The 17,749-nt window shown below is 44.0% G+C and carries 24 protein-coding genes, 1 tRNA gene and 1 pseudogene; 2 read left to right on the plus strand and 24 right to left on the minus strand.

Annotated elements, in window-relative coordinates; translation table 11 throughout:
* Positions 1–69: 69 nt before the first annotated feature.
* Both IT392_00820 and IT392_00825 read right to left on the minus strand, forming a co-directional pair.
* Positions 70–390, minus strand: coding sequence for a carboxymuconolactone decarboxylase family protein (locus IT392_00820; GenBank protein ID MCC6543030.1), 321 nt, complete (start codon positions 388–390; stop codon positions 70–72).
* A 126-nt stretch (positions 391–516) separates the two neighbouring features.
* The gene (locus IT392_00825; protein ID MCC6543031.1) at positions 517–1,749 is read right to left on the minus strand and encodes a DEAD/DEAH box helicase; all 1,233 of its coding nucleotides are present in this window, start codon (positions 1,747–1,749) and stop codon (positions 517–519) included.
* Positions 1,750–2,219: 470 nt separating this feature from the next.
* Here IT392_00825 and IT392_00830 point away from each other — a divergent pair, with 470 nt between their 5' ends.
* On the plus strand, positions 2,220–2,870 hold the full coding sequence (locus IT392_00830; GenBank protein ID MCC6543032.1) for a YceH family protein: 651 nt from the start codon (positions 2,220–2,222) through the stop codon (positions 2,868–2,870).
* A 7-nt stretch (positions 2,871–2,877) separates the two neighbouring features.
* Here the strand turns inward: IT392_00830 and bcp are convergent, their stop codons facing one another.
* From bcp to IT392_00850, 4 genes are all read right to left on the minus strand, one after another.
* Positions 2,878–3,354 (minus strand): thioredoxin-dependent thiol peroxidase, encoded by a 477-nt coding sequence (bcp, locus tag IT392_00835; protein ID MCC6543033.1) that lies wholly within the window; start codon positions 3,352–3,354, stop codon positions 2,878–2,880.
* A 162-nt stretch (positions 3,355–3,516) separates the two neighbouring features.
* Positions 3,517–4,170: a helix-turn-helix transcriptional regulator gene (locus IT392_00840; protein ID MCC6543034.1), complete on the minus strand. Its 654-nt coding sequence runs from the start codon at positions 4,168–4,170 to the stop codon at positions 3,517–3,519.
* A gap of 422 nt (positions 4,171–4,592) precedes the next feature.
* The gene (locus IT392_00845; protein ID MCC6543035.1) at positions 4,593–5,036 is read right to left on the minus strand and encodes a putative toxin-antitoxin system toxin component, PIN family; all 444 of its coding nucleotides are present in this window, start codon (positions 5,034–5,036) and stop codon (positions 4,593–4,595) included.
* The gene (locus IT392_00850) at positions 5,026–5,265 is read right to left on the minus strand and encodes an antitoxin family protein (protein ID MCC6543036.1); all 240 of its coding nucleotides are present in this window, start codon (positions 5,263–5,265) and stop codon (positions 5,026–5,028) included. Before IT392_00850 ends, IT392_00845 begins: the two co-directional genes overlap by 11 nt.
* Before the next feature lie 255 nt (positions 5,266–5,520).
* On the opposite strand from IT392_00850, the gene IT392_00855 reads away from it, so the two are divergent.
* Positions 5,521–5,778 (plus strand): hypothetical protein, encoded by a 258-nt coding sequence (locus tag IT392_00855; GenBank protein ID MCC6543037.1) that lies wholly within the window; start codon positions 5,521–5,523, stop codon positions 5,776–5,778.
* A gap of 69 nt (positions 5,779–5,847) precedes the next feature.
* Here IT392_00855 and IT392_00860 read toward each other — a convergent pair whose 3' ends face one another.
* The 18 genes and pseudogenes from IT392_00860 to IT392_00945 all read right to left on the minus strand — a co-directional run bounded on the left by IT392_00860 (position 5,848) and on the right by IT392_00945 (position 17,725).
* Positions 5,848–6,078 carry a hypothetical protein gene (locus IT392_00860; GenBank protein MCC6543038.1) on the minus strand — a complete coding sequence of 77 codons (231 nt, stop codon included), beginning with the start codon at positions 6,076–6,078 and terminating at the stop codon, positions 5,848–5,850.
* A gap of 4 nt (positions 6,079–6,082) precedes the next feature.
* Positions 6,083–6,315: pseudogene (locus IT392_00865) on the minus strand (hypothetical protein).
* A gap of 19 nt (positions 6,316–6,334) precedes the next feature.
* The gene (locus IT392_00870) at positions 6,335–6,514 is read right to left on the minus strand and encodes a hypothetical protein (GenBank protein ID MCC6543039.1); all 180 of its coding nucleotides are present in this window, start codon (positions 6,512–6,514) and stop codon (positions 6,335–6,337) included.
* 11 nt (positions 6,515–6,525) lie between these two features.
* Positions 6,526–6,708 carry a hypothetical protein gene (locus tag IT392_00875; protein MCC6543040.1) on the minus strand — a complete coding sequence of 61 codons (183 nt, stop codon included), beginning with the start codon at positions 6,706–6,708 and terminating at the stop codon, positions 6,526–6,528.
* Positions 6,709–6,924: 216 nt separating this feature from the next.
* The gene (locus tag IT392_00880; GenBank protein ID MCC6543041.1) at positions 6,925–7,137 is read right to left on the minus strand and encodes a type II toxin-antitoxin system HicB family antitoxin; all 213 of its coding nucleotides are present in this window, start codon (positions 7,135–7,137) and stop codon (positions 6,925–6,927) included.
* 24 nt (positions 7,138–7,161) lie between these two features.
* On the minus strand, positions 7,162–7,407 hold the full coding sequence (locus tag IT392_00885) for a type II toxin-antitoxin system MqsA family antitoxin (GenBank protein ID MCC6543042.1): 246 nt from the start codon (positions 7,405–7,407) through the stop codon (positions 7,162–7,164).
* The gene (locus IT392_00890; protein MCC6543043.1) at positions 7,385–7,717 is read right to left on the minus strand and encodes a DUF4258 domain-containing protein; all 333 of its coding nucleotides are present in this window, start codon (positions 7,715–7,717) and stop codon (positions 7,385–7,387) included. Before IT392_00890 ends, IT392_00885 begins: the two co-directional genes overlap by 23 nt.
* 64 nt (positions 7,718–7,781) lie before the next feature.
* Positions 7,782–7,997 (minus strand): DUF2283 domain-containing protein, encoded by a 216-nt coding sequence (locus IT392_00895; protein MCC6543044.1) that lies wholly within the window; start codon positions 7,995–7,997, stop codon positions 7,782–7,784.
* Between the two features lie 231 nt (positions 7,998–8,228).
* Entirely contained in the window at positions 8,229–9,137 is a 909-nt protein-coding gene (locus IT392_00900; protein MCC6543045.1) for a restriction endonuclease, read from the minus strand.
* 146 nt (positions 9,138–9,283) lie between these two features.
* Positions 9,284–9,359, minus strand: a tRNA-Ala gene (locus tag IT392_00905).
* A gap of 34 nt (positions 9,360–9,393) precedes the next feature.
* On the minus strand, positions 9,394–9,729 hold the full coding sequence (locus tag IT392_00910) for a PilZ domain-containing protein (protein ID MCC6543046.1): 336 nt from the start codon (positions 9,727–9,729) through the stop codon (positions 9,394–9,396).
* 10 nt (positions 9,730–9,739) lie between these two features.
* Positions 9,740–10,357 (minus strand): phosphoribosylglycinamide formyltransferase, encoded by a 618-nt coding sequence (locus tag IT392_00915; protein ID MCC6543047.1) that lies wholly within the window; start codon positions 10,355–10,357, stop codon positions 9,740–9,742.
* A 56-nt stretch (positions 10,358–10,413) separates the two neighbouring features.
* On the minus strand, positions 10,414–11,454 hold the full coding sequence (locus IT392_00920) for a phosphoribosylformylglycinamidine cyclo-ligase (protein MCC6543048.1): 1,041 nt from the start codon (positions 11,452–11,454) through the stop codon (positions 10,414–10,416).
* 42 nt (positions 11,455–11,496) lie between these two features.
* Complete coding sequence (gene aspS, locus IT392_00925; GenBank protein MCC6543049.1) at positions 11,497–13,254, minus strand: aspartate--tRNA ligase; 1,758 nt, start codon at positions 13,252–13,254, stop codon at positions 11,497–11,499.
* Between the two features lie 185 nt (positions 13,255–13,439).
* Complete coding sequence (locus tag IT392_00930; GenBank protein ID MCC6543050.1) at positions 13,440–14,198, minus strand: rRNA pseudouridine synthase; 759 nt, start codon at positions 14,196–14,198, stop codon at positions 13,440–13,442.
* 2 nt (positions 14,199–14,200) lie between these two features.
* Positions 14,201–15,748, minus strand: coding sequence for a glutamine-hydrolyzing GMP synthase (guaA, locus tag IT392_00935; GenBank protein MCC6543051.1), 1,548 nt, complete (start codon positions 15,746–15,748; stop codon positions 14,201–14,203).
* Positions 15,749–15,757: 9 nt separating this feature from the next.
* Positions 15,758–17,230, minus strand: coding sequence for an IMP dehydrogenase (gene guaB, locus IT392_00940; GenBank protein ID MCC6543052.1), 1,473 nt, complete (start codon positions 17,228–17,230; stop codon positions 15,758–15,760).
* Positions 17,231–17,554: 324 nt separating this feature from the next.
* Positions 17,555–17,725: a hypothetical protein gene (locus tag IT392_00945; GenBank protein MCC6543053.1), complete on the minus strand. Its 171-nt coding sequence runs from the start codon at positions 17,723–17,725 to the stop codon at positions 17,555–17,557.
* Between the last annotated feature and the right edge of the window lie 24 nt (positions 17,726–17,749).

Here is a 17,749-nt window from a genome sequence, read left to right on the forward strand (position 1 = left end):
TTGATGGTCTCGTAATATCAGGGTTACAAAGAAGCCTTTTTTCAAGGTCATCAATATCGGCACGATACTCTACTTTTTCCGTTTAGATAAAACATCATCAGCCCAGCTCAGGGCAGCAGATACCGTTGGAAACCCAATTGTGCTCGTTAGTAATATCAGCGAATGATATATCTCTTCACGACTTGCCCCTGCATCCAGTGCCCTCTTAACATGAGAATGTACAGCTCCCTCTGATCTTATAGCAGCGGATGCTGCAAGCTGCAGAAGCTGTGATGTCCTTTCATCAAGCGGTCCCATCTCCTTTGTAGACTTACCGAGATTGTCAATTGCATCGGAATATTCCCTGAACCTCTTTTTTATACTTACATACTGCGAAGGTAGTTTAGCCATTGTATCCTCCTTTTAGTTTAGTAGTTACAGTTAAATAACTATCACTTCTCATGGAGAATTGCAAGGGAAGAGTCCCTACATATTACCCCCCCTTTTGTAAAGGGGGGTAAGGGGGGATTTGAAACGTTAACCTTTAGGGTAACCACTATATGATGGACGTCTTGATTGGCCTGGTCGTCTGACCCTTGCCTTAAAAGAAGACGGCTCAGCCTTGGAAGCTATCTTCTGCCCTAAATCACTGCTGGCGAAACCATCCACTACAACCTGGCGAATTTTTGATCCGATATACCTTTCGATGTTGCGAAGGCTTTCACGTTCGCACGAGGCCACCAGAGAAATGGCATCTCCTGTCTTCTCTGCACGGGCCGTCCTGCCGATCCTGTGGACATAATCCTCAGGGATATCAGGCATTTCATAATTTACCACATGAGAGATTTCCTTTACATCAAGTCCGCGGGCAGCAACATTAGTTGCAACCAGAACCTGTACACGGCCATTCTTAAAATCCTGCAATGCCTGAGTACGTTCCCTCTGGCTCTTGTCGCCATGGATCGCCTCTGCCATACTGCCTTTGCGGTTAAGGTGTGTCGCAAGCTTTTCTGCGCGATTTTTAGTCCTTGTGAAAACAAGAACCCTCGACATCTGCTCCTTTTCAATGAGATGAACCAACAAGTCATTCTTGCGTGTTACATCCACTGGATAAACAACCTGTCTGACGCCTGATGCAGGAGTACCCTGACGTGCAACTTCAACAACCTCAGGCTGCTTAAGGATCTCGTTAGCAAGCCTCTGTATCTCTGCGGGCATAGTGGCAGAAAACAGGAGTGTCTGGCGCTGCTGCGGTATGCTCTTAATGATTGTCCGTATATCGGCAATGAATCCCATGTCAAGCATACGGTCTGCCTCATCTATAATGAGTACCTCAAGATTCTTGAATGAAACTGTTCTCTGGCGCATGTGGTCCATCAATCTTCCAGGTGTTGCTATAAGAATGTCCACCCCGCGTCTCAGTGCTTCTTTCTGAGGATATATACCGACACCTCCATAAACAAGGGCTGTACGTAGACGAAGGTTACTGCCGTAGGTCTTGACACTTTCATGAACCTGCATAGCCAGTTCACGTGTTGGGACAAGGACCAATGCCCTGAGAGACGGCGACTTTCCCTTCTGAAGCCTGTTGAGTACAGGGAGTGTGAAGCCGGCTGTCTTTCCGGTACCGGTCTGTGCGCAGCCGATCAGGTCTTTTCCCTGCATAATGATAGGGATGGCCTTGGCTTGTATGGGTGTTGGGTCCACATATTTCTTGGTCTGTAATGCTTTGAGGATTTCGGGGCTGAGCCCCATTTTTTCAAACGACATATTCTTTTTCTCCTGATTAAATTCCGGGACTAATGTCCCACATTGTTAAAAACGGAAAGATACCACGGCCTTAAACTCACGTATCCCCAATGGACACGGTGTCCGTAAACCATATTAGCATTAGTCTTTCCACATAGTTTGAAGAACCTGTCAGAAGGGTAATCCTGAATCAGTCACACTGATAAACTGCTGAAGAAGTTTCCCTGCCCAAAACTCTTTCTTTAGTTTGTGATGGCCCTGCTTTTGAGGAGTGATGTTATGGTAACGATAGGTAAGCTACATCGCGCCTCGCGATTCATCAATTGAACGACATCCTAACACAGTAGAATGGCGAATGCAAGGGAAATATATTAACCCTAAATATTCTAACCCTTTATTACAGTCGCAACACGTTGTGCGTCACCAAATCCCAAATTTAATGACATCTGTATACACAATCTGGTAATATCTCAGATTATGGAGGGATTACAGTGACAGACTTAAAGCTTACTAAAGAAGATGTTCGTGTCATAGGGTGCCTTATTGAAAAGGAGATGACCACTCCTGATTATTATCCCCTCTCGTTAAATGCCCTTGTTAATGCATGCAACCAGAAATCCAACAGGGACCCTGTAGTTTCCTATAGTGAAGAAACTGTATTAAGAACCTTAGACAGCCTTAAGAGCAAAGAACTGGCATGGCAGAGCGATTTAAGCCGGGTTGCTAAATACTCTCACAATTTTCTTAAGGCACGCAATCTTGTAAATAAGGAGGCAGCTATACTTTGCATCCTGTTTCTGCGGGGACACCAGACCGCAGGTGAGATACGGGAACGGACGGAACGTCTTTACAAGTTTAATACAATAGAAGAGTCTAAGGAGGTTCTGAATAACCTTGAAGAGATGGGATATGTTAAACTTCTCCCCCGTCAGCATGGCATGAAGGAACAACGCTACACTCACCTTTTCTCTGACATAGAAGAACTTCCCGGCACTGATACAGCTTCATACCCTGTATCGTATACTAACGATACTAACGCTGAAGATGAGCGGATCGAAAAACTCCGGGAGGAATTAACAAGACTGCGTCAGGAACTGGAAACATTGAGACAGGAGTTCCAGGAATTCAAACAACAATTCTAATTGAAAACTATAGTACCTTAAGAACCTCTTCAAGATGTTTATCTACCTTCACCTTCGGGAAGATACGACTAATCCTGCCCTCTTCATCTATAATAAACGTAGTACGTTCAATACCCATGAACTTACGACCATAAAGAGATTTCTCTTTCCACACACCGTAGGCCTGGACCACATCTTTATTCGCATCACTCAGCAGGGGGAAATTGAGATCGTATTTATCCCTGAATTTTATATGAGAACCGACTGAATCAGCGCTGACTCCAATTACAACGGCACCACGTTTTTTAATCTCTGTATTACTATCACGAAACGAGCACGCCTCCTTTGTACATCCCGGTGTACTATCCTTAGGGTAGAAATACAGTACAACCTTTTTACCCCTGAAACCGGAGAGTGCGACCTCTTTGCCATCATGATCAGGAATCTTGAAGTCAGGCGCCTTATCTCCTACATTTAATCCACTATCAGATTTCTTACCGCTCATAGGATACCCCTCCTTATTTTTTTAAGCTGACTTCTATTGTCCAGATAGAAGCTTTAACTCCTCTACAGACCTTGAGACCGGCGTAGAGTATTGATCATAATTACGGATAATTTTCATGATCCCGGGGACTACAACAGAAAATGGTGCAAAAGTAAAGGCATTCTAATATTTTTTTCTTATCTCACTCACCCGGAGGATTCGAACACCAGGCCTTCTTACATCTTCTTTCTTCAATATATGCGGGGGAGACTCTTTAGTCAATGGGAGCAGGATTGTCATTCTGGGATAGCAATATATTCTGCCTAATGTTGTCAGCTCATGTGACAGAAAGAGGACAAGTTCGCTATCCCTGTAATGTGTGTTTGGTTCAATCAAAAGGAGGTCTCCTTCATTAACCACAGGAGAGCTGATCAAACCGGCAGATGCTATCAGGAAAAAGGCATTCTGATCGCTTGAAAGTGATGGTTCAGTGGAATCTGCGTTTTCCTTTAATATAGGCCATCTTTTAGACTTCAGGTCTTTGAACTTACTCCACTTTATTACAGGAAGCATCTTTGGAGTTACATAAGAAGTTAATTCTTCTTTTATAATTGATGGTTCTTCGATGAGGCGCGATACAGATACCCCAAGACTCTCCGCCAATTTCCTTATTGTCTCTGCCTTAAGATTTCTCTGCAGATCTGACTCTATCCTCGCAATACTTGCCTGAGAAATACCACTCCTGTGGGATAACTCAAGCTGCGATATCCCCATCTGCTCCCTGAAATTCTTCAAACGCCGACCTATTCCCTTCATTGGTATTTGTTTTACACGCAATAGGCCACATTTACAATATCACACATGTATATTTCGCTTGACATTAAATATTCTCTCATGTATTATTTATAATAATTTCTTATTTCGCGGAATTGATTAAAAGGAAATAACGAGAGATGGGTTTCTGTGACTACTTTGTTAGAGTATTACCAACCGACTATAAGGAATATGGTGGAGGCATAACACGGTGGACAACAGATGAAGCTTTTCCTGACTGCTCATTGGGATGTAAATGGTGGCGCCCTTTATATAAAGGCAACTATAAAAATGAACACCACTGGGATATGGATTGGGGGGTATGTATAAACCCTGGAGGTCCAAGGAGAGGGCTGCTGACATGGGAACACCAGGCAGGATATGGATGCTTCGAGGAAGGCTTTCTTAGGTGATAACAAGGTAATACCAATTGGGGCTAACGCTACTTAGTCCTGGCCGATAAGTCTTAAGAATTTTGCAACAGAAAGAACCGATATACCTGATCCTGACAAAAACTCTGTAACCTCCATATCCATCTTTACATCATCGTCCCTGCTAACAAGATATTTTGCTTTACCTTTTATCGCTGTTTCTATAATAAGATCATCATCCATGTCCCGGCAGATATTGATGTCACCGGAAACCAGGACATGATCTGATCGTTCCTCTATCAGTATTAAGAGTTCCCTTATGTCAGTTTCAGTAACACCATATTTATTTTTTATCTTAGGACGACTAAGGACATCCGCTATCTCTTCCAGTATTGGTTCTGAAATGATAACTTCTATGAGTCCTTCCTCAAAGGCCTTTCTGAGTTTGGCAGGATAACCATGTGGATTCAGCAGGGATGATACCCAGATATTGGTGTCAATAACAGCCTTAACGGCCACGCTTCCCTTCCCTGACTTCTTTGATAGACTGGGATATATCGGCTTCTATTTCCTCAGGAGGATATTGAGCGGACTTTTTATGTATCTTATTAATCAGACGGTTAAACCCTTTTCCCCATTCCCCTTTTGGAATAACCCTTATCTCAACTTGTTCATGTTCCTTTATATCCACTTTCTGGAGGGGTTTAAAAACACCGTTTTCAAAGATAGCCTCTATGGTCTTGGACATATTCAATCACCTCCTTAAGTGCAAGAATAAAAGAATATGTATTTTAAGTCAAGGATAGACATAATAAGTTAACTCAGGTGGAGGATGCATTTTGAATACAATGTCATGCCTGTATTATTTACTTGACTTTACTTATACGCAGGTGTATCATAATCAACAATTTAAAAAGGAGGTGACAGGAATTATGAAGCTGGCAGAATTGCTGAATGAGAGAAAGGCTGTATAGGTGAGGGTGGGATTGGGGATAATTGAAGAATGTTGGAACATTTATTAAGGGGTAGCCAGATAATACGCGGGGAAAGTCCGGACATCCTCGCACGAAAAATTGCAAGACTTACAGATGAAATATCAGGGGCAGAAATGAAAGAGTTTTTTACAACGGCACTGAAACTGGCTGTAGAAAATAAGTGTATAGATGAAAATGACAGGGTTATTCTCTCTTACGAAATATTTAAAAAGACCCGGGAGAAAATGGGGGCAGGCCAAAGAAGATTGGCCGGTTTCGGAAGATAACTATACATCAATGGCAACATAAACAGGTGCGCAAATGACTGTTGAAAACTTTGAATCAAGAAGTACTTCTTAGATTGCTACTTTTAATGCTTCTTGTGCCTCGCAGGGCAACTGTATAAGGACGAAATAGGATTGGGGATAGAGATAATCATCACCGGATTCATCTATTACCCTGAGGTATCCATCCTTTTCTGCTCCCTTGTCTGGCAGAACGGAGTATATCTTACGCTTTTCCAAGTCCTCACAATCCTTGTTCTCAACACAAAGTGAAAACACCTCTTCTTTCTTTTCTTTTTTCATGGCCTTACTCCAGTATCCTTTTTATTTTCATATTTTTCTTGCCAATGCCGTGGGCTTCATACCAGTGCATTTCAGCCCTGCATACCTTTCCACCCTCATACGAATTTTCGCTAGCCCTTTGAGCTTTCGCCATCGGCCGGAACCATGCTGTTTCTGAATCCGCATTATATCCCGGATCTTTCCGCCTATAGCAATTGTTTCAATTTCCCCGATTTCTCCAATTATCTCAAAATACACGGGGAAAGTCCAGACATCCTCACCAAATCCGCACCACCCTCCCCTCCTCCCCTTCCAAACCTTCTATCTTTATTCTCAAGTCCATTAACTGTTCCACAGTCCGGACATTCGTCAGAAGGTGTCTTGTGATCTTTGTTGTCGTGAAAGAAGACATCCCTTTTGCATGGACATACTTGAATGGATGCGAAACAATTCCCATCCGGACAGGATCTATCTTCGTATGGGGGTTTGGAGGACAAGGGCGGTAGAACCGGCGCTCCCCCTCTTCTCGGCCACATCGATGGTAAAATCCCCGCCCTTCAGTTTTCCTGGATAGAAACGCAGTAACGAAGAGCCTATTTCATTTCCTTCGATGTGGGCATTACTGATCTCTCCCCTCGCCATAGCTACCATTCTATAGTAAGGCCGTTGAGTCCATCAAGCATTAGCCTAACATAGCAAACATGTCTGATGTTTTATATTGATTCAGAAACTTTTTAGTACAAAATTAGCACATTTTTAGCACAGTTATTAAGGGTCTCATAATAGAATGTACATTAGGTTGTATACTCTACCGCTTCGTTGTTAGGCTATGAACGTATACGATAAAGCAATACTATTATGAGACCGTTAATATGAAAACATTAACCGCACCTTAGGTTCAGGAATAGGGCGTCCCAGTTCCTTTGCTGTTTCTATCCACTCCTTAATGATGACTTCAACATTGGCAAGAGCCTCCTGATAGGTTGCCCCATCTGCTGCACATCCGGGCAACTCAGGTGCCTCAGCAATAAAAGCCTCATCTTCTTTACTCCAATAAATTATGACTTTATACCTATTCATCTGTTTCTCTAAACTTTTTACGGATTATGTAGGACTCAAAGTAGTAATCTCTACCATGAGATGTCTCTGACGAGCCTCATTCACAATTTCCTCTAATTTCGCCACAATAGAATCTTCAATCCAATCTGCCCCACACTGCGCACATACGGTAGCCGGTACATCCCTTACCACTACAACACCAAATCCAAGATCAACGGTAAATGTGGTTTTTCCCGGTTTCTTAGTGCTTCCACAGAGCGGACATTTGTTAGGAACTGATTTTGTTGTCATCTTTCCTCCTGGTCTTATAATCTGATTCAAAATGTTCTAAATCAGGTTTATAGGAAGTTATAATAAAACAGCAGCCATTCTCAGAGTCAAGAGCTGACACTACATGAAATGGCTCATCTTCATGCCACCCTAAAAACAAGGCACTCGGATAAGGTTTATCATCAGGATAATCTTCAATAACTTCCCCTGTTAACAGTACTCCTTTTACAATTTCCCTTGAAATACCCCTCTCCATCATCCTTTCAAGCGCGTGCCTCTGCCATTCGATAAGGCTATTCTCAACGGCTATTTTTAGCGTTGTTCTATCCATTTATTATATCAGATATATTGTAGTAAATAGGTTTCTTTCTTAAGATAAGCACATTTTTAGCACACTATAAAACAGCAACTTCTAATGGTAGTGACTGGACATCCTCAGGCTTCTCTTTCTTCAGATAGTTTATCTTTTCAAATCCAATTACCTCTCCCTTTTCATCTTTTTTCAGAATAATCCCATGCCCAATCTCTTCATTGATGCAGGGTCTTGGTTTTGAGAACCAGACATCCAGGGTATTGCCCGCCTTATCATAGGTTATCGTTATCTTTTCCATACGAACTCTGCCTTATTAGGCCTGACAGATTTATCCTGCCTTCTCCTGCAACCATTTCTTTATCAAAGTATCTTCATCAGTATGGTGTCGAACCATATTATATCATTAATTATGATTGACAGATAAGGCTCCGTTCAGGATAAATATTTGTATAAAGTAACAAAATGAATATGCCCCCAACTTATTCGTAACCACTATGCCCGGTTCCCTACATGCAGCCGGTAGACCTTCTTATTCTTCAATAAAGTAATCGGAGTCAATCCGCTTAATTTCATAATTTGCCATAGAACTGACACCAAGATTGTTATCAATCATCAATTGAGCTAGGCTCTCTCCATCAATCAAAATGATTTTACTTTCAATCCGCGATGCGTAATCATGTGCTTCCTGCGAAAATGCAGATGTAGTAATCAAGATTCCTTTTTTGGCGCGTTGTCCCTGTAATGCCCCAGCAAATTTCTGTACCTCTGGACGTCCAACTATGCCTGTCCAACGCTTGGCCTGTATGTAGATAATGTCAAGTCCAAGGCGATCTTCTTTTATTATTCCATCAATCCCTTCATCCCCAGACTTCCCGATAGCTTTACCGGCATCTTGACGACTTCCTCCATAACCCATCTTGACAAGAAGTTCTACTACAATCTTTTCAAACAGACTGGGAGAGATTACCGTAATTTGCTGGAGCAATTCACATGCAAGATCATCTCGCAGTCTCTGATAGGCTCTTTCTAAAGCCTCTTCTGGAGTAGTCTCATAATTTAATTCACTTTCTTTTTCTGCTTGCTCTTTTGTATGCCTCAAGGCGCGAAATTCTTTGAACTCTTTATATTGGTCCAGAAACTGGGTGTCTATTTTATGTGGATTACGTCGCAGGACATCATAACCTCTTTCTGTTATCTTAAAATAACCGCGGCGGGTACTGTCTAGAAGACCAGCTTTTTTCAAGTAGGTGCGTGCCCATGCAACCCGATTATGAAATATCTCCTGTTGACCACTCTGCAACATTTCTTTTCGCTCATATTCTGTCAAAAGAAATTCCTGAGCAAGAATATCAGTTGCTTCACGGAGAGAGTGTTCATCTTTGTCTCCAGCAAATTTTAAAAGAGGTAACATTATTGTCTGATAATCAGGAATTGCCATGAGAAATAAACCTCTGCACAGACCAAGATCTATTATTATCTTTATTCTATAATAGGTGACACTTTAGCTAAAGCTATCAGGCATGTCAAGCAAGAATAACGGAATGATACTGGAAATCAGAGACGACCTTCCTTTAATGATAAGCTTGGTGGAGGGTACCGGGATCGAACCGGCGACCTTGGCATTGCGAACGCCACGCTCTCCCAACTGAGCTAACCCCCCGATAGTCCGCTTACCCTGCTGTAGCAGATAAAGGTTACGGTTCCATATGAGGAATGTGTTTTGCAAGGACGGGATAATCTTTAAGGTCCGAGGAAAGGAACTGGGCGCCTGCTTCGTATATGCGGCTTATCTGCTTTACCCATTGTATCCTGCAGGGTATGTTTTCCATAATCTTATGATCGCCTGAATTCTCAAAATACATCTTGATCTCAACTTCCTGATTTGCCTTGATCTCTTTGCCTGTGCAGAATCCAACCCCGTTTCTGCTCAGGTTTGTAGAGAATGCGTTGACGTGCGTTCCATTACCCTTGAATGTTATTTCGAGATGCGAAACCATTCTGACCCTTCTGTTAATTCTCCTGTCTTCCATAACACACCCCCTATTGAATTATGCACACCCTTTTTCCTGATCTCTTTAATCTTCCTTCTGCAAATAATTGGACTGCTTCCGGATAGATCATATGCTCCTTCTCAAGGATGCGCGCTGATAATGTCTCTTCAGTATCATTATCAAAGACAGGAACCACTGCCTGTAAGATTACAGGTCCTCCATCAACGTCTATTGTAACAAAATGGACTGAACAACCTGAGTATCTCACCCCGTATTCTAACGCTTGTTGCTGCGCATGTAAACCTTTAAATGATGGAAGAAGTGCAGGATGTATGTTCATTATGTTTCCATCGAATGCGGCGATCAGGACATTTGTCACAAGCCTCATATATCCTGCCAATAGTACAAGTCCTGTATTATGTTCTCTTAACTTTTCTACTATTGCTTCTTCATATTCTTTTTTGTTTTTGAAATCTTTAGGGCTGATGTGGATGCCAGGTATACCATGCTTTCCTGCTCGTTCAAGGGCAAAGGCATCAGATATGTCGCTGATTACGACGACTACTTCTGCATCGAGTTTACCCTGCTCTGATGCATCTATGATTGCCTGGAGGTTCGAGCCCCTGCCGGAGGCCAGGACACCGAGCCTGAGTTTAGGCTGTTTCATCTGCAAGAACCCATCCCACCCCTGCCCTCCCCTTGAAGGGGAGGGAGATTCGTTTCTTATCCCTTCTCATACACTACTTTTCGGCTGCCTTCAGTAATCTCGCCAATAATGTACGGTTCTTCTCCGCATCTTTCCAATTCTTTCAATGAATCTTCAACCTGTTCATCCGGCAGAATCATCACCATACCTATACCCATATTGAAATCTCTGTACATCTCATCTCTTTCTATGTTGCCCCACTTTTCGATAAGATAGAATATGGCTTGTGCATTCCACCTGCCGGGATAAAGGACTGCTTCTGCCCCCTCCGGCAATACCCTCGGTATATTTTCGGTCAATCCGCCACCGGTAATGTGAGCTACCCCCTTAACATCAAAATTATTTATTATATGAAGGACTGTCTTTACATAGATTCTTGTAGGTGTTAGAAGCTCTTCACCTATTGTCTTGCTCAATATGTCCATCGTGTCGGTAACCTTGAAACCCATTTTATCAAAAACCACCTTCCTCGCCAGTGAATAACCGTTGCTGTGAAGTCCTGATGAAGCGAGCCCGATAATCTTATCACCGGGCCTTACTCTGCTTCCATCAATGATACGGTCCCTTTCCACAACTCCGACAGAAAACCCGGCGAGGTCATACTCTGAATCCTGATACATTGCAGGCATCTCAGCAGTCTCTCCTCCTATAAGTGCACATCCCGCACTCCTGCAGCCTTCACTGATTCCCTTCATTACATCCACCATCATCGCCGGCACAAGTTTGCCTGTGGCAAGATAATCGAGGAAGAATAAGGGTTCTGCACCGCAAACTACGATGTCGTTTACGCACATGGCTACCAGGTCTATACCAATGGTATCATGTTTGTTCATCATGAACGCAAGTTTCAGTTTGGTGCCGACGCCATCTGTACCGGAAACAAGGACAGGGTCTTTATACTTTTTTGTGTCAAGCTGAAATAGTCCGCCAAAACCTCCGATGCTGCCGAGGACACCTTGTCTCTTCGTAGCCTCTGTGAGAGGCTTTATGAGCCGGACAAATTCGTTGCCGGCATCAATGTCTACTCCGGCTTGTTTGTATGTCAGGTGGTCTGTCATATTAACCTTTCATACCCCATCCCCACCGTCCCTCCACTTGATCTAGTCAAACTTGATGTGAAGCTCCTTCAACTGTTTCTGTTCAACCTGCGATGGGGCATCTGTCATAGGGCATATCCCCTTCTGTGTCTTTGGAAATGCGATAACGTCACGGATTGACTCTGCGCCTGTAAGGAGCATTATAATCCTGTCAACACCGAAGGCAATCCCGCCATGGGGAGGTGCCCCATACTCAAGCGCCTCAAGGAGAAATCCAAACTTTGCCTCTGCCTCCTCCTCGTTGATGCCAAGCAGTTCAAACATCTTCTTCTGTAATTCCCTCGTATGAATACGAATACTGCCGCCGCCGATCTCTGAACCGTTCATCACTATATCATAAGCCCTTGCCCTTACTGACAGCGGATCACTATCAAGATTCGGGATATCCTCAATCATCGGTGACGTAAACGGGTGGTGCATCGCCACATACCTTTTCTCCTCATCATCATATTCAAGGAGCGGGAAATCCATTACCCAGAGGAAGCTGTATTCATCCTTGTTTATCAGATTGAGGTGATTTGCCATGTGCAGCCTTATCTGGGCCAATGTAGCATTGACGACCTTTGTCTTATCAGCTACAAAGACCATGAGATCACCCTTCACAGCGCCCAGTCTATCCGCAACATCTTTTAACTGATCCTGTGTAAAGAACTTTGTTATCGGCGCTTCAAATCCATTCTCTGTAACCTTTATCCATGCAAGTCCTTTTGCACCATACCCTTTGGCAAACTCCGTCAGGTCATCAAGCTCCTTTCGTGAGGAGCCGGCAAGACCGGGCAATGCAATACCTTTCACAATGCCCTTCTGCTCGATCGTCTGTTTGAAGACTTTAAAATCAACACCGGATGCAATGTCTGAGATGTCCTTTAATTCAAGGCCAAAGCGCAGGTCAGGTTTGTCTATCCCATACCTGTCCATCACCTCTTTATACGGCATCCTCGGGAATGGGGTCTTCACATCAATACCCTTTGTTTCCTTTATCACATTAACAAGCATCTCTTCCATCAGTGAAAGAACATCCTCACGGTCAACAAACGACATCTCCAGATCAATCTGTGTAAACTCCGGCTGCCTGTCGGCCCTGAGGTCTTCATCCCTGAAACACTTTACAACCTGATAGTAGCGGTCAAATCCTGCCACCATGAGAAGCTGTTTGAATAGCTGAGGTGACTGCGGCAGTGCATAAAAATTTCTCGGGTTGAGCCTGCTCGGGACTAAGTAGTCCCTTGCACCTTCAGGGGTGCTCTTCGTCAGAAACGGCGTCTCTACATCAATGAAACCCTTTGTATGCAGGAAATCTCTGACTGAATTGATAAATTTGTAACGGAACAACAGATTGTTTCTGAGTGTCTCACGCCTCAAATCGAGATACCTGTATTTGAGCCTCAGATTTTCTGCAATCTCTGTCTCTTCGTCAATAGGAAATGGAACTGTCTTTGAGGTGTTCAGTATCGTAAGGCTGTCAGCCAAAATCTCTATTTCACCTGTGGGCAGCTTACTGTTTTCCGTACCCTGAGGTCTTGCAGAAACCTCACCATCTACAGCTATAACGAATTCACTCCTCAATTCATGGGCAATCTTATGCACTTTGCTGTCCCGTTCCGGATTAAACACAACCTGGACAAGCCCCTCACGGTCACGCAAATCAATGAAGATAAGCCCTCCATGGTCTCTTCTCCTGTTTACCCAGCCGGTTAGCGATACCTTATTGCCAATGTCGCTTTTTCCTGGTTCGCCACAGTAATGTGTACGTTTCACTATAAAATTACCTTTCAAATCCCCCCTTACCCCCCTTTTCTAAAGGGGGGAATCTGATTTCCTCCTTTGAAAAAGGGGGAGTAAGGGGGATTATTTTCATGCCCATTTGTAAGCACTGGCTCATAACGGTTTATCAGTATATAACCCCACCCCTATCATTGATGGGGAGGGTATTTTCAAGATCGGCGCTATCTGCCAGCCGATGTCTTTTTTTTACTTTTAACAATACCTGCTGCTTCCCTTTTAAGTCTTTTTATCTCATCCGGCGTCATATGCCTGTATTTTCCCAATGGGACATTCCCTAATGCTAAAGACCCGTACGTTACTCGTATAAGCTTTATCACAGGGTAGCCCACCCCCTCCAGCATCCTTCTGACCTGACGGTATCTTCCTTCATGCACAGTTATCTCGACCCATGAGTTGGCATCACTCTTTTTCAACTTTTCGACTTTAGCCGGAGCAGTAACACCCTCCCTGAGTTTAACCCCGCTCCTTAGTTTATCAATCGCCTTATCTTCAATAATCCCTTTGACCTTTGCCAAATATAACTTTGGCATCTCATGAGACGGATGCATAAGTGCATGAGCAAGGTCTCCATCGTTTGTCATAATAAGCAGGCCTTCCGTTTCATAGTCAAGACGCCCGACCGGGACGACCCTCGCCTTAACACCCTTCAGGAGTTCAGTCACAACGGGTCTTCCCTCAGGGTCCTTCATAGACGTAATGAACCCCCTCGGTTTGTTAAGAACAATGTACGTCTTGCTTTGAGGAAGATGGATAAGCTTCCCGCTGACTTTTATCGCATCCTTTTCAGGATCAGCCTTGGTTCCGAGTTCTGTGACAACCTGGCCATTGACGGTAACGCTCCCTTCCAGAATAAGCTGTTCAGCCTTGCGTCTAGATGCAGCGCCTGCGGCTGATATAATCTTCTGTAATCTTTCCTGCATAATTACTCCCATTCAATAGTGCTGGGAGGTTTGGAACTGATATCATATACCACCCTGTTCACTCCCTTAACCTCATTAATTATCCTGTTCGATATCCGGCCAAGGAGATCATACGGGAGTTTTACCCAGTCTGCCGTCATCCCGTCCATACTCGTAACGGCCCTGAGCGCGATGACATTTTCATACGTCCTCTCATCACCCATAACCCCAACAGTCTTAACAGGAAGAAGCACTGCAAAGGACTGCCATATTTCTTTATAAAGCCCCTCCTTCTTTATCTCCTCCAGTACAATTGCGTCTGCCTCCCGCAACATGCTCAATCTCTCTTCTGTTACTTCTCCCAGCACCCTTATTGCGAGACCAGGGCCTGGAAAAGGCTGCCTCCAGAGGATATCATCAGGTATGTCAAGTTCTTTACCAAGGACACGAACCTCATCTTTGAACAACTCTCTCAAAGGCTCAATGAGATCAAGTTCCATCCTGTCAGGAAGACCGCCAACATTGTGATGAGTCTTGATAGTCGCTGACGGTCCCTTGAAGGAAACACTCTCTATAACGTCCGGATACAGAGTCCCCTGTGCAAGGAATTCCGCCTTTCCAGTCTTCTTAGCCTCTTTCTCAAATATCCTTATAAACTCTCTCCCTATAATCTTCCGCTTTTTTTCAGGGTCGGTAACACCCTCCAGTTTTCTCAGAAACGAATCTGAGGCATCAATATACTTCAGGTTTAAGTGTAGTGTCTCACTGAACATCTTTTGAACCTTCTCTGCCTCACCCTTGCGAAGCAGTCCATTGTCAACAAAGATACTGGTCAGCTGTCCCCCAACTGCACGGCTGACAAGCGTAGCAACTACAGTGGAATCAACTCCTCCGCTGAGTGCGCATATAACATGTTTACGGCCTACTTTCTTCTTGATCTGTTCTGTGGAATAGTCCAGGAACGACTTCATCGTCCATGTGGCTGAACATCCGCATATATTGTATACAAAATTCTGGACTATTTTGGTGCCGTTCTGGGTATGCACTACCTCCGGATGAAATTGCAGGCCGTACAACCTTCTCAGGTCATCACCCATTGCAGCAATTGGAGAATTTGCCGTATGTCCTATTGCGGAAAATCCTTCCGGCAGCTCATCTATCTTGTCCCCATGACTCATCCAAACAACCGAGCCATTACCTACCCCCTCAAGGACATTAGTATCATCATCAATGTACAGCTCTGCCTTACCATACTCCCTCTTATGGGCCTTTTCAACTTTCCCTTCAAAGAGGTGTGTCATAAGCTGCATGCCATAACATATCCCGAGTACAGGCACATTCAGATTAAATATCTTGTCTGTACATATAGGAGCGCCCTTCTCGTAGACGCTTGAGGGACCGCCGGAAAGGATGATACCTTTAGGGTTAAACTTTTTAATCTTCGCTAATGGCACATTGTACGGCATTATCTCGGAATAGACCCTGGCCTCTCGCACACGCCTCGCAATAAGCTGAGTGTACTGGGAACCAAAATCAAGAACAATAATCTTTTCTGAATGAATATCTTTCATCATTCTATCTTATACCTCTCCCTCAAGGTGATAATTGGGCGCCTCTTTTGTTATTATAACGTCATGAACGTGTCCCTCTCTGTAACCGGCAGCGGAGACCCGCACAAACCTTGCTTTTGCCTTTAACTCTTCAATAGACCCGCACCCGCAATATCCCATGCCGGATCTCAATCCCCCGACAAGCTGGTATATCACTGCAGAAAGAGTCCCTTTGTAAGGCACACGTCCTTCTATTCCTTCCGGGACAAGTTTTTTTTCACCAACTTCACCCTCCTGGAAATAGCGGTCCCTGCCTCCCCGCTCCATCGCCCCCAGGGAACCCATACCGCGATATACCTTGTAACTTCTGCCCTGAAGCAAAACAACCTCACCCGGGCTTTCCTCTGTTCCCGCAAAGAGTCCTCCTATCATAACAACATCAGCGCCGGCTGCAATTGCCTTCACGATATCTCCCGAGTATTTAATCCCGCCATCGGCAATAACAGGAACTCCGTGAGATTTTGCGACCTCAGAGCATCTTGATATGGCCGTTAACTGCGGCATACCGGCGCCTGATACAACCCTTGTAGTACATATGGAACCCGGACCAACACCTACCTTGACGGCATCTACCCCGGCACTTATAAGGTCCTTAGCTCCCTCGGACGTAGCAATATTGCCTGCAATAACGCTCATATCAGGAAATGTCTTCTTGATATACTCAACCATCTCTATAACCCTTATTGAATGACCATGAGCGGTGTCCACTACTAAAACATCAACTCCGGCAGTGATCAGGATATCCACCCTCCTCTTCTCATCCTCACCAACCCCAACGGCAGCTCCAACCCTAAGCCTCCCCATCTGATCTTTACACGCATTGGGATGCTGAATCCTCTTCTCTATATCTTTTATAGTGATCAGTCCTTTAAGGTTAAAGGCTTCGTCAACAACAGGTAGTTTTTCAATCCTGTTCTTCTGAAGGATTTCCTTTGCATCTTCGAGGGTTGTCCCGACCGCTGCTGTAATCAGATTATCCTTTGTCATAACGTCAGCGACATTAAGCTCAAGCCTCTTTTCAAACCTCAGGTCTCTGTTGGTGAGAATTCCTACCAACTTTTCATTCTCAGTCACAGGGATACCGGAGATCCTGTACCTCTTCATTATATCAAGCGCATCATAAATCTTTTGATGGGGAGATATAGTAACAGGGCGCATTATCATCCCGCTCTCAAACTTTTTTACCATCTCAACCTCAATGGCCTGTTTCTCAGGAGGCATTGCCCTGTGCATGATCCCGATTCCACCGGCCCGAGCTACAGCTATGGCAAGCCGTGCCTCTGTTACTGTATCCATGGCAGCGCTCACTATGGGTATGTTAAGCTTGATGTTCTTTGTCAGCCGTGAGCTTGTGTCAACATCCTTTGGATGGATATCCGCCCTCGAAGGCACTAATACTACATCATCAAATGTAACTGCCTCTTCCAAATCATCATTCAACATAAAACACCTCCGGTACATAATATTTTTAAGGATTCCCCTTAAAAATGTTATGTGATGTTAACAAAATAGGGAGAAGGACGTCAAGTTACTTTATTGAAGTTGAGCAATTGAATATACATTACGGGGGGATGCTATTAATGAGTAATCTCATAGCACATTCTCATGAATGGTCAGTATGTTATGGGTAATTATTTAAAAAGTACAGTTCCAATCTGACTTTGATGAGGCGAATCACTATATATAGTATCTACAGCACCTCACTTATGCAAGATAGATGCCCCGGGGTCAGTAAGCCGGGGCATTCCATCCCTGCCTGAGACTATCTCAGGCCGCCTTGCGATACTCTTCATGCTCCTCAAATACATCTATATCTTTTCTGCTTACTCTACCCCTCTTATCTGCATTGAAAGAACTCCTGCCAAGAATATATAGAACTGATAAGGTCACGAAGAAGTATCCGATGGTTATATACGCAATTATTTCTGGTATATTCATCTGAATCACCTCCCGATAGTTGCA

It is taken from the genome of Nitrospirota bacterium, assembly GCA_020846775.1.
Lineage (GTDB): Bacteria > Nitrospirota > 9FT-COMBO-42-15 > HDB-SIOI813 > HDB-SIOI813 > RBG-16-43-11.

Excerpts from the sequence above, each read along its gene's own strand:
- IT392_00820 (MCC6543030.1), bottom strand. The coding sequence starts at position 390 with ATGGCTAAACTACCTTCGCAGTATGTAAGTATAAAAAAGAGGTTCAGG.
- IT392_00825 (MCC6543031.1), bottom strand. The coding sequence starts at position 1,749 with ATGTCGTTTGAAAAAATGGGGCTCAGCCCCGAAATCCTCAAAGCATTA.
- bcp (MCC6543033.1), bottom strand. The coding sequence starts at position 3,354 with ATGAGCGGTAAGAAATCTGATAGTGGATTAAATGTAGGAGATAAGGCG.
- IT392_00850 (MCC6543036.1), bottom strand. The coding sequence starts at position 5,265 with ATGTCCAAGACCATAGAGGCTATCTTTGAAAACGGTGTTTTTAAACCC.
- IT392_00855 (MCC6543037.1), top strand. The coding sequence starts at position 5,521 with ATGTTGGAACATTTATTAAGGGGTAGCCAGATAATACGCGGGGAAAGT.
- IT392_00860 (MCC6543038.1), bottom strand. The coding sequence starts at position 6,078 with ATGAAAAAAGAAAAGAAAGAAGAGGTGTTTTCACTTTGTGTTGAGAAC.
- IT392_00870 (MCC6543039.1), bottom strand. The coding sequence starts at position 6,514 with ATGGGAATTGTTTCGCATCCATTCAAGTATGTCCATGCAAAAGGGATG.
- IT392_00875 (MCC6543040.1), bottom strand. The coding sequence starts at position 6,708 with ATGGTAGCTATGGCGAGGGGAGAGATCAGTAATGCCCACATCGAAGGA.
- IT392_00880 (MCC6543041.1), bottom strand. The coding sequence starts at position 7,137 with ATGAATAGGTATAAAGTCATAATTTATTGGAGTAAAGAAGATGAGGCT.
- IT392_00885 (MCC6543042.1), bottom strand. The coding sequence starts at position 7,407 with ATGACAACAAAATCAGTTCCTAACAAATGTCCGCTCTGTGGAAGCACT.
- IT392_00890 (MCC6543043.1), bottom strand. The coding sequence starts at position 7,717 with ATGGATAGAACAACGCTAAAAATAGCCGTTGAGAATAGCCTTATCGAA.
- IT392_00895 (MCC6543044.1), bottom strand. The coding sequence starts at position 7,997 with ATGGAAAAGATAACGATAACCTATGATAAGGCGGGCAATACCCTGGAT.
- IT392_00900 (MCC6543045.1), bottom strand. The coding sequence starts at position 9,137 with ATGGCAATTCCTGATTATCAGACAATAATGTTACCTCTTTTAAAATTT.
- IT392_00910 (MCC6543046.1), bottom strand. The coding sequence starts at position 9,729 with ATGGAAGACAGGAGAATTAACAGAAGGGTCAGAATGGTTTCGCATCTC.
- IT392_00915 (MCC6543047.1), bottom strand. The coding sequence starts at position 10,357 with ATGAAACAGCCTAAACTCAGGCTCGGTGTCCTGGCCTCCGGCAGGGGC.
- IT392_00920 (MCC6543048.1), bottom strand. The coding sequence starts at position 11,454 with ATGACAGACCACCTGACATACAAACAAGCCGGAGTAGACATTGATGCC.
- IT392_00930 (MCC6543050.1), bottom strand. The coding sequence starts at position 14,198 with ATGCAGGAAAGATTACAGAAGATTATATCAGCCGCAGGCGCTGCATCT.
- guaA (MCC6543051.1), bottom strand. The coding sequence starts at position 15,748 with ATGAAAGATATTCATTCAGAAAAGATTATTGTTCTTGATTTTGGTTCC.
- guaB (MCC6543052.1), bottom strand. The coding sequence starts at position 17,230 with ATGTTGAATGATGATTTGGAAGAGGCAGTTACATTTGATGATGTAGTA.
- IT392_00945 (MCC6543053.1), bottom strand. The coding sequence starts at position 17,725 with ATGAATATACCAGAAATAATTGCGTATATAACCATCGGATACTTCTTC.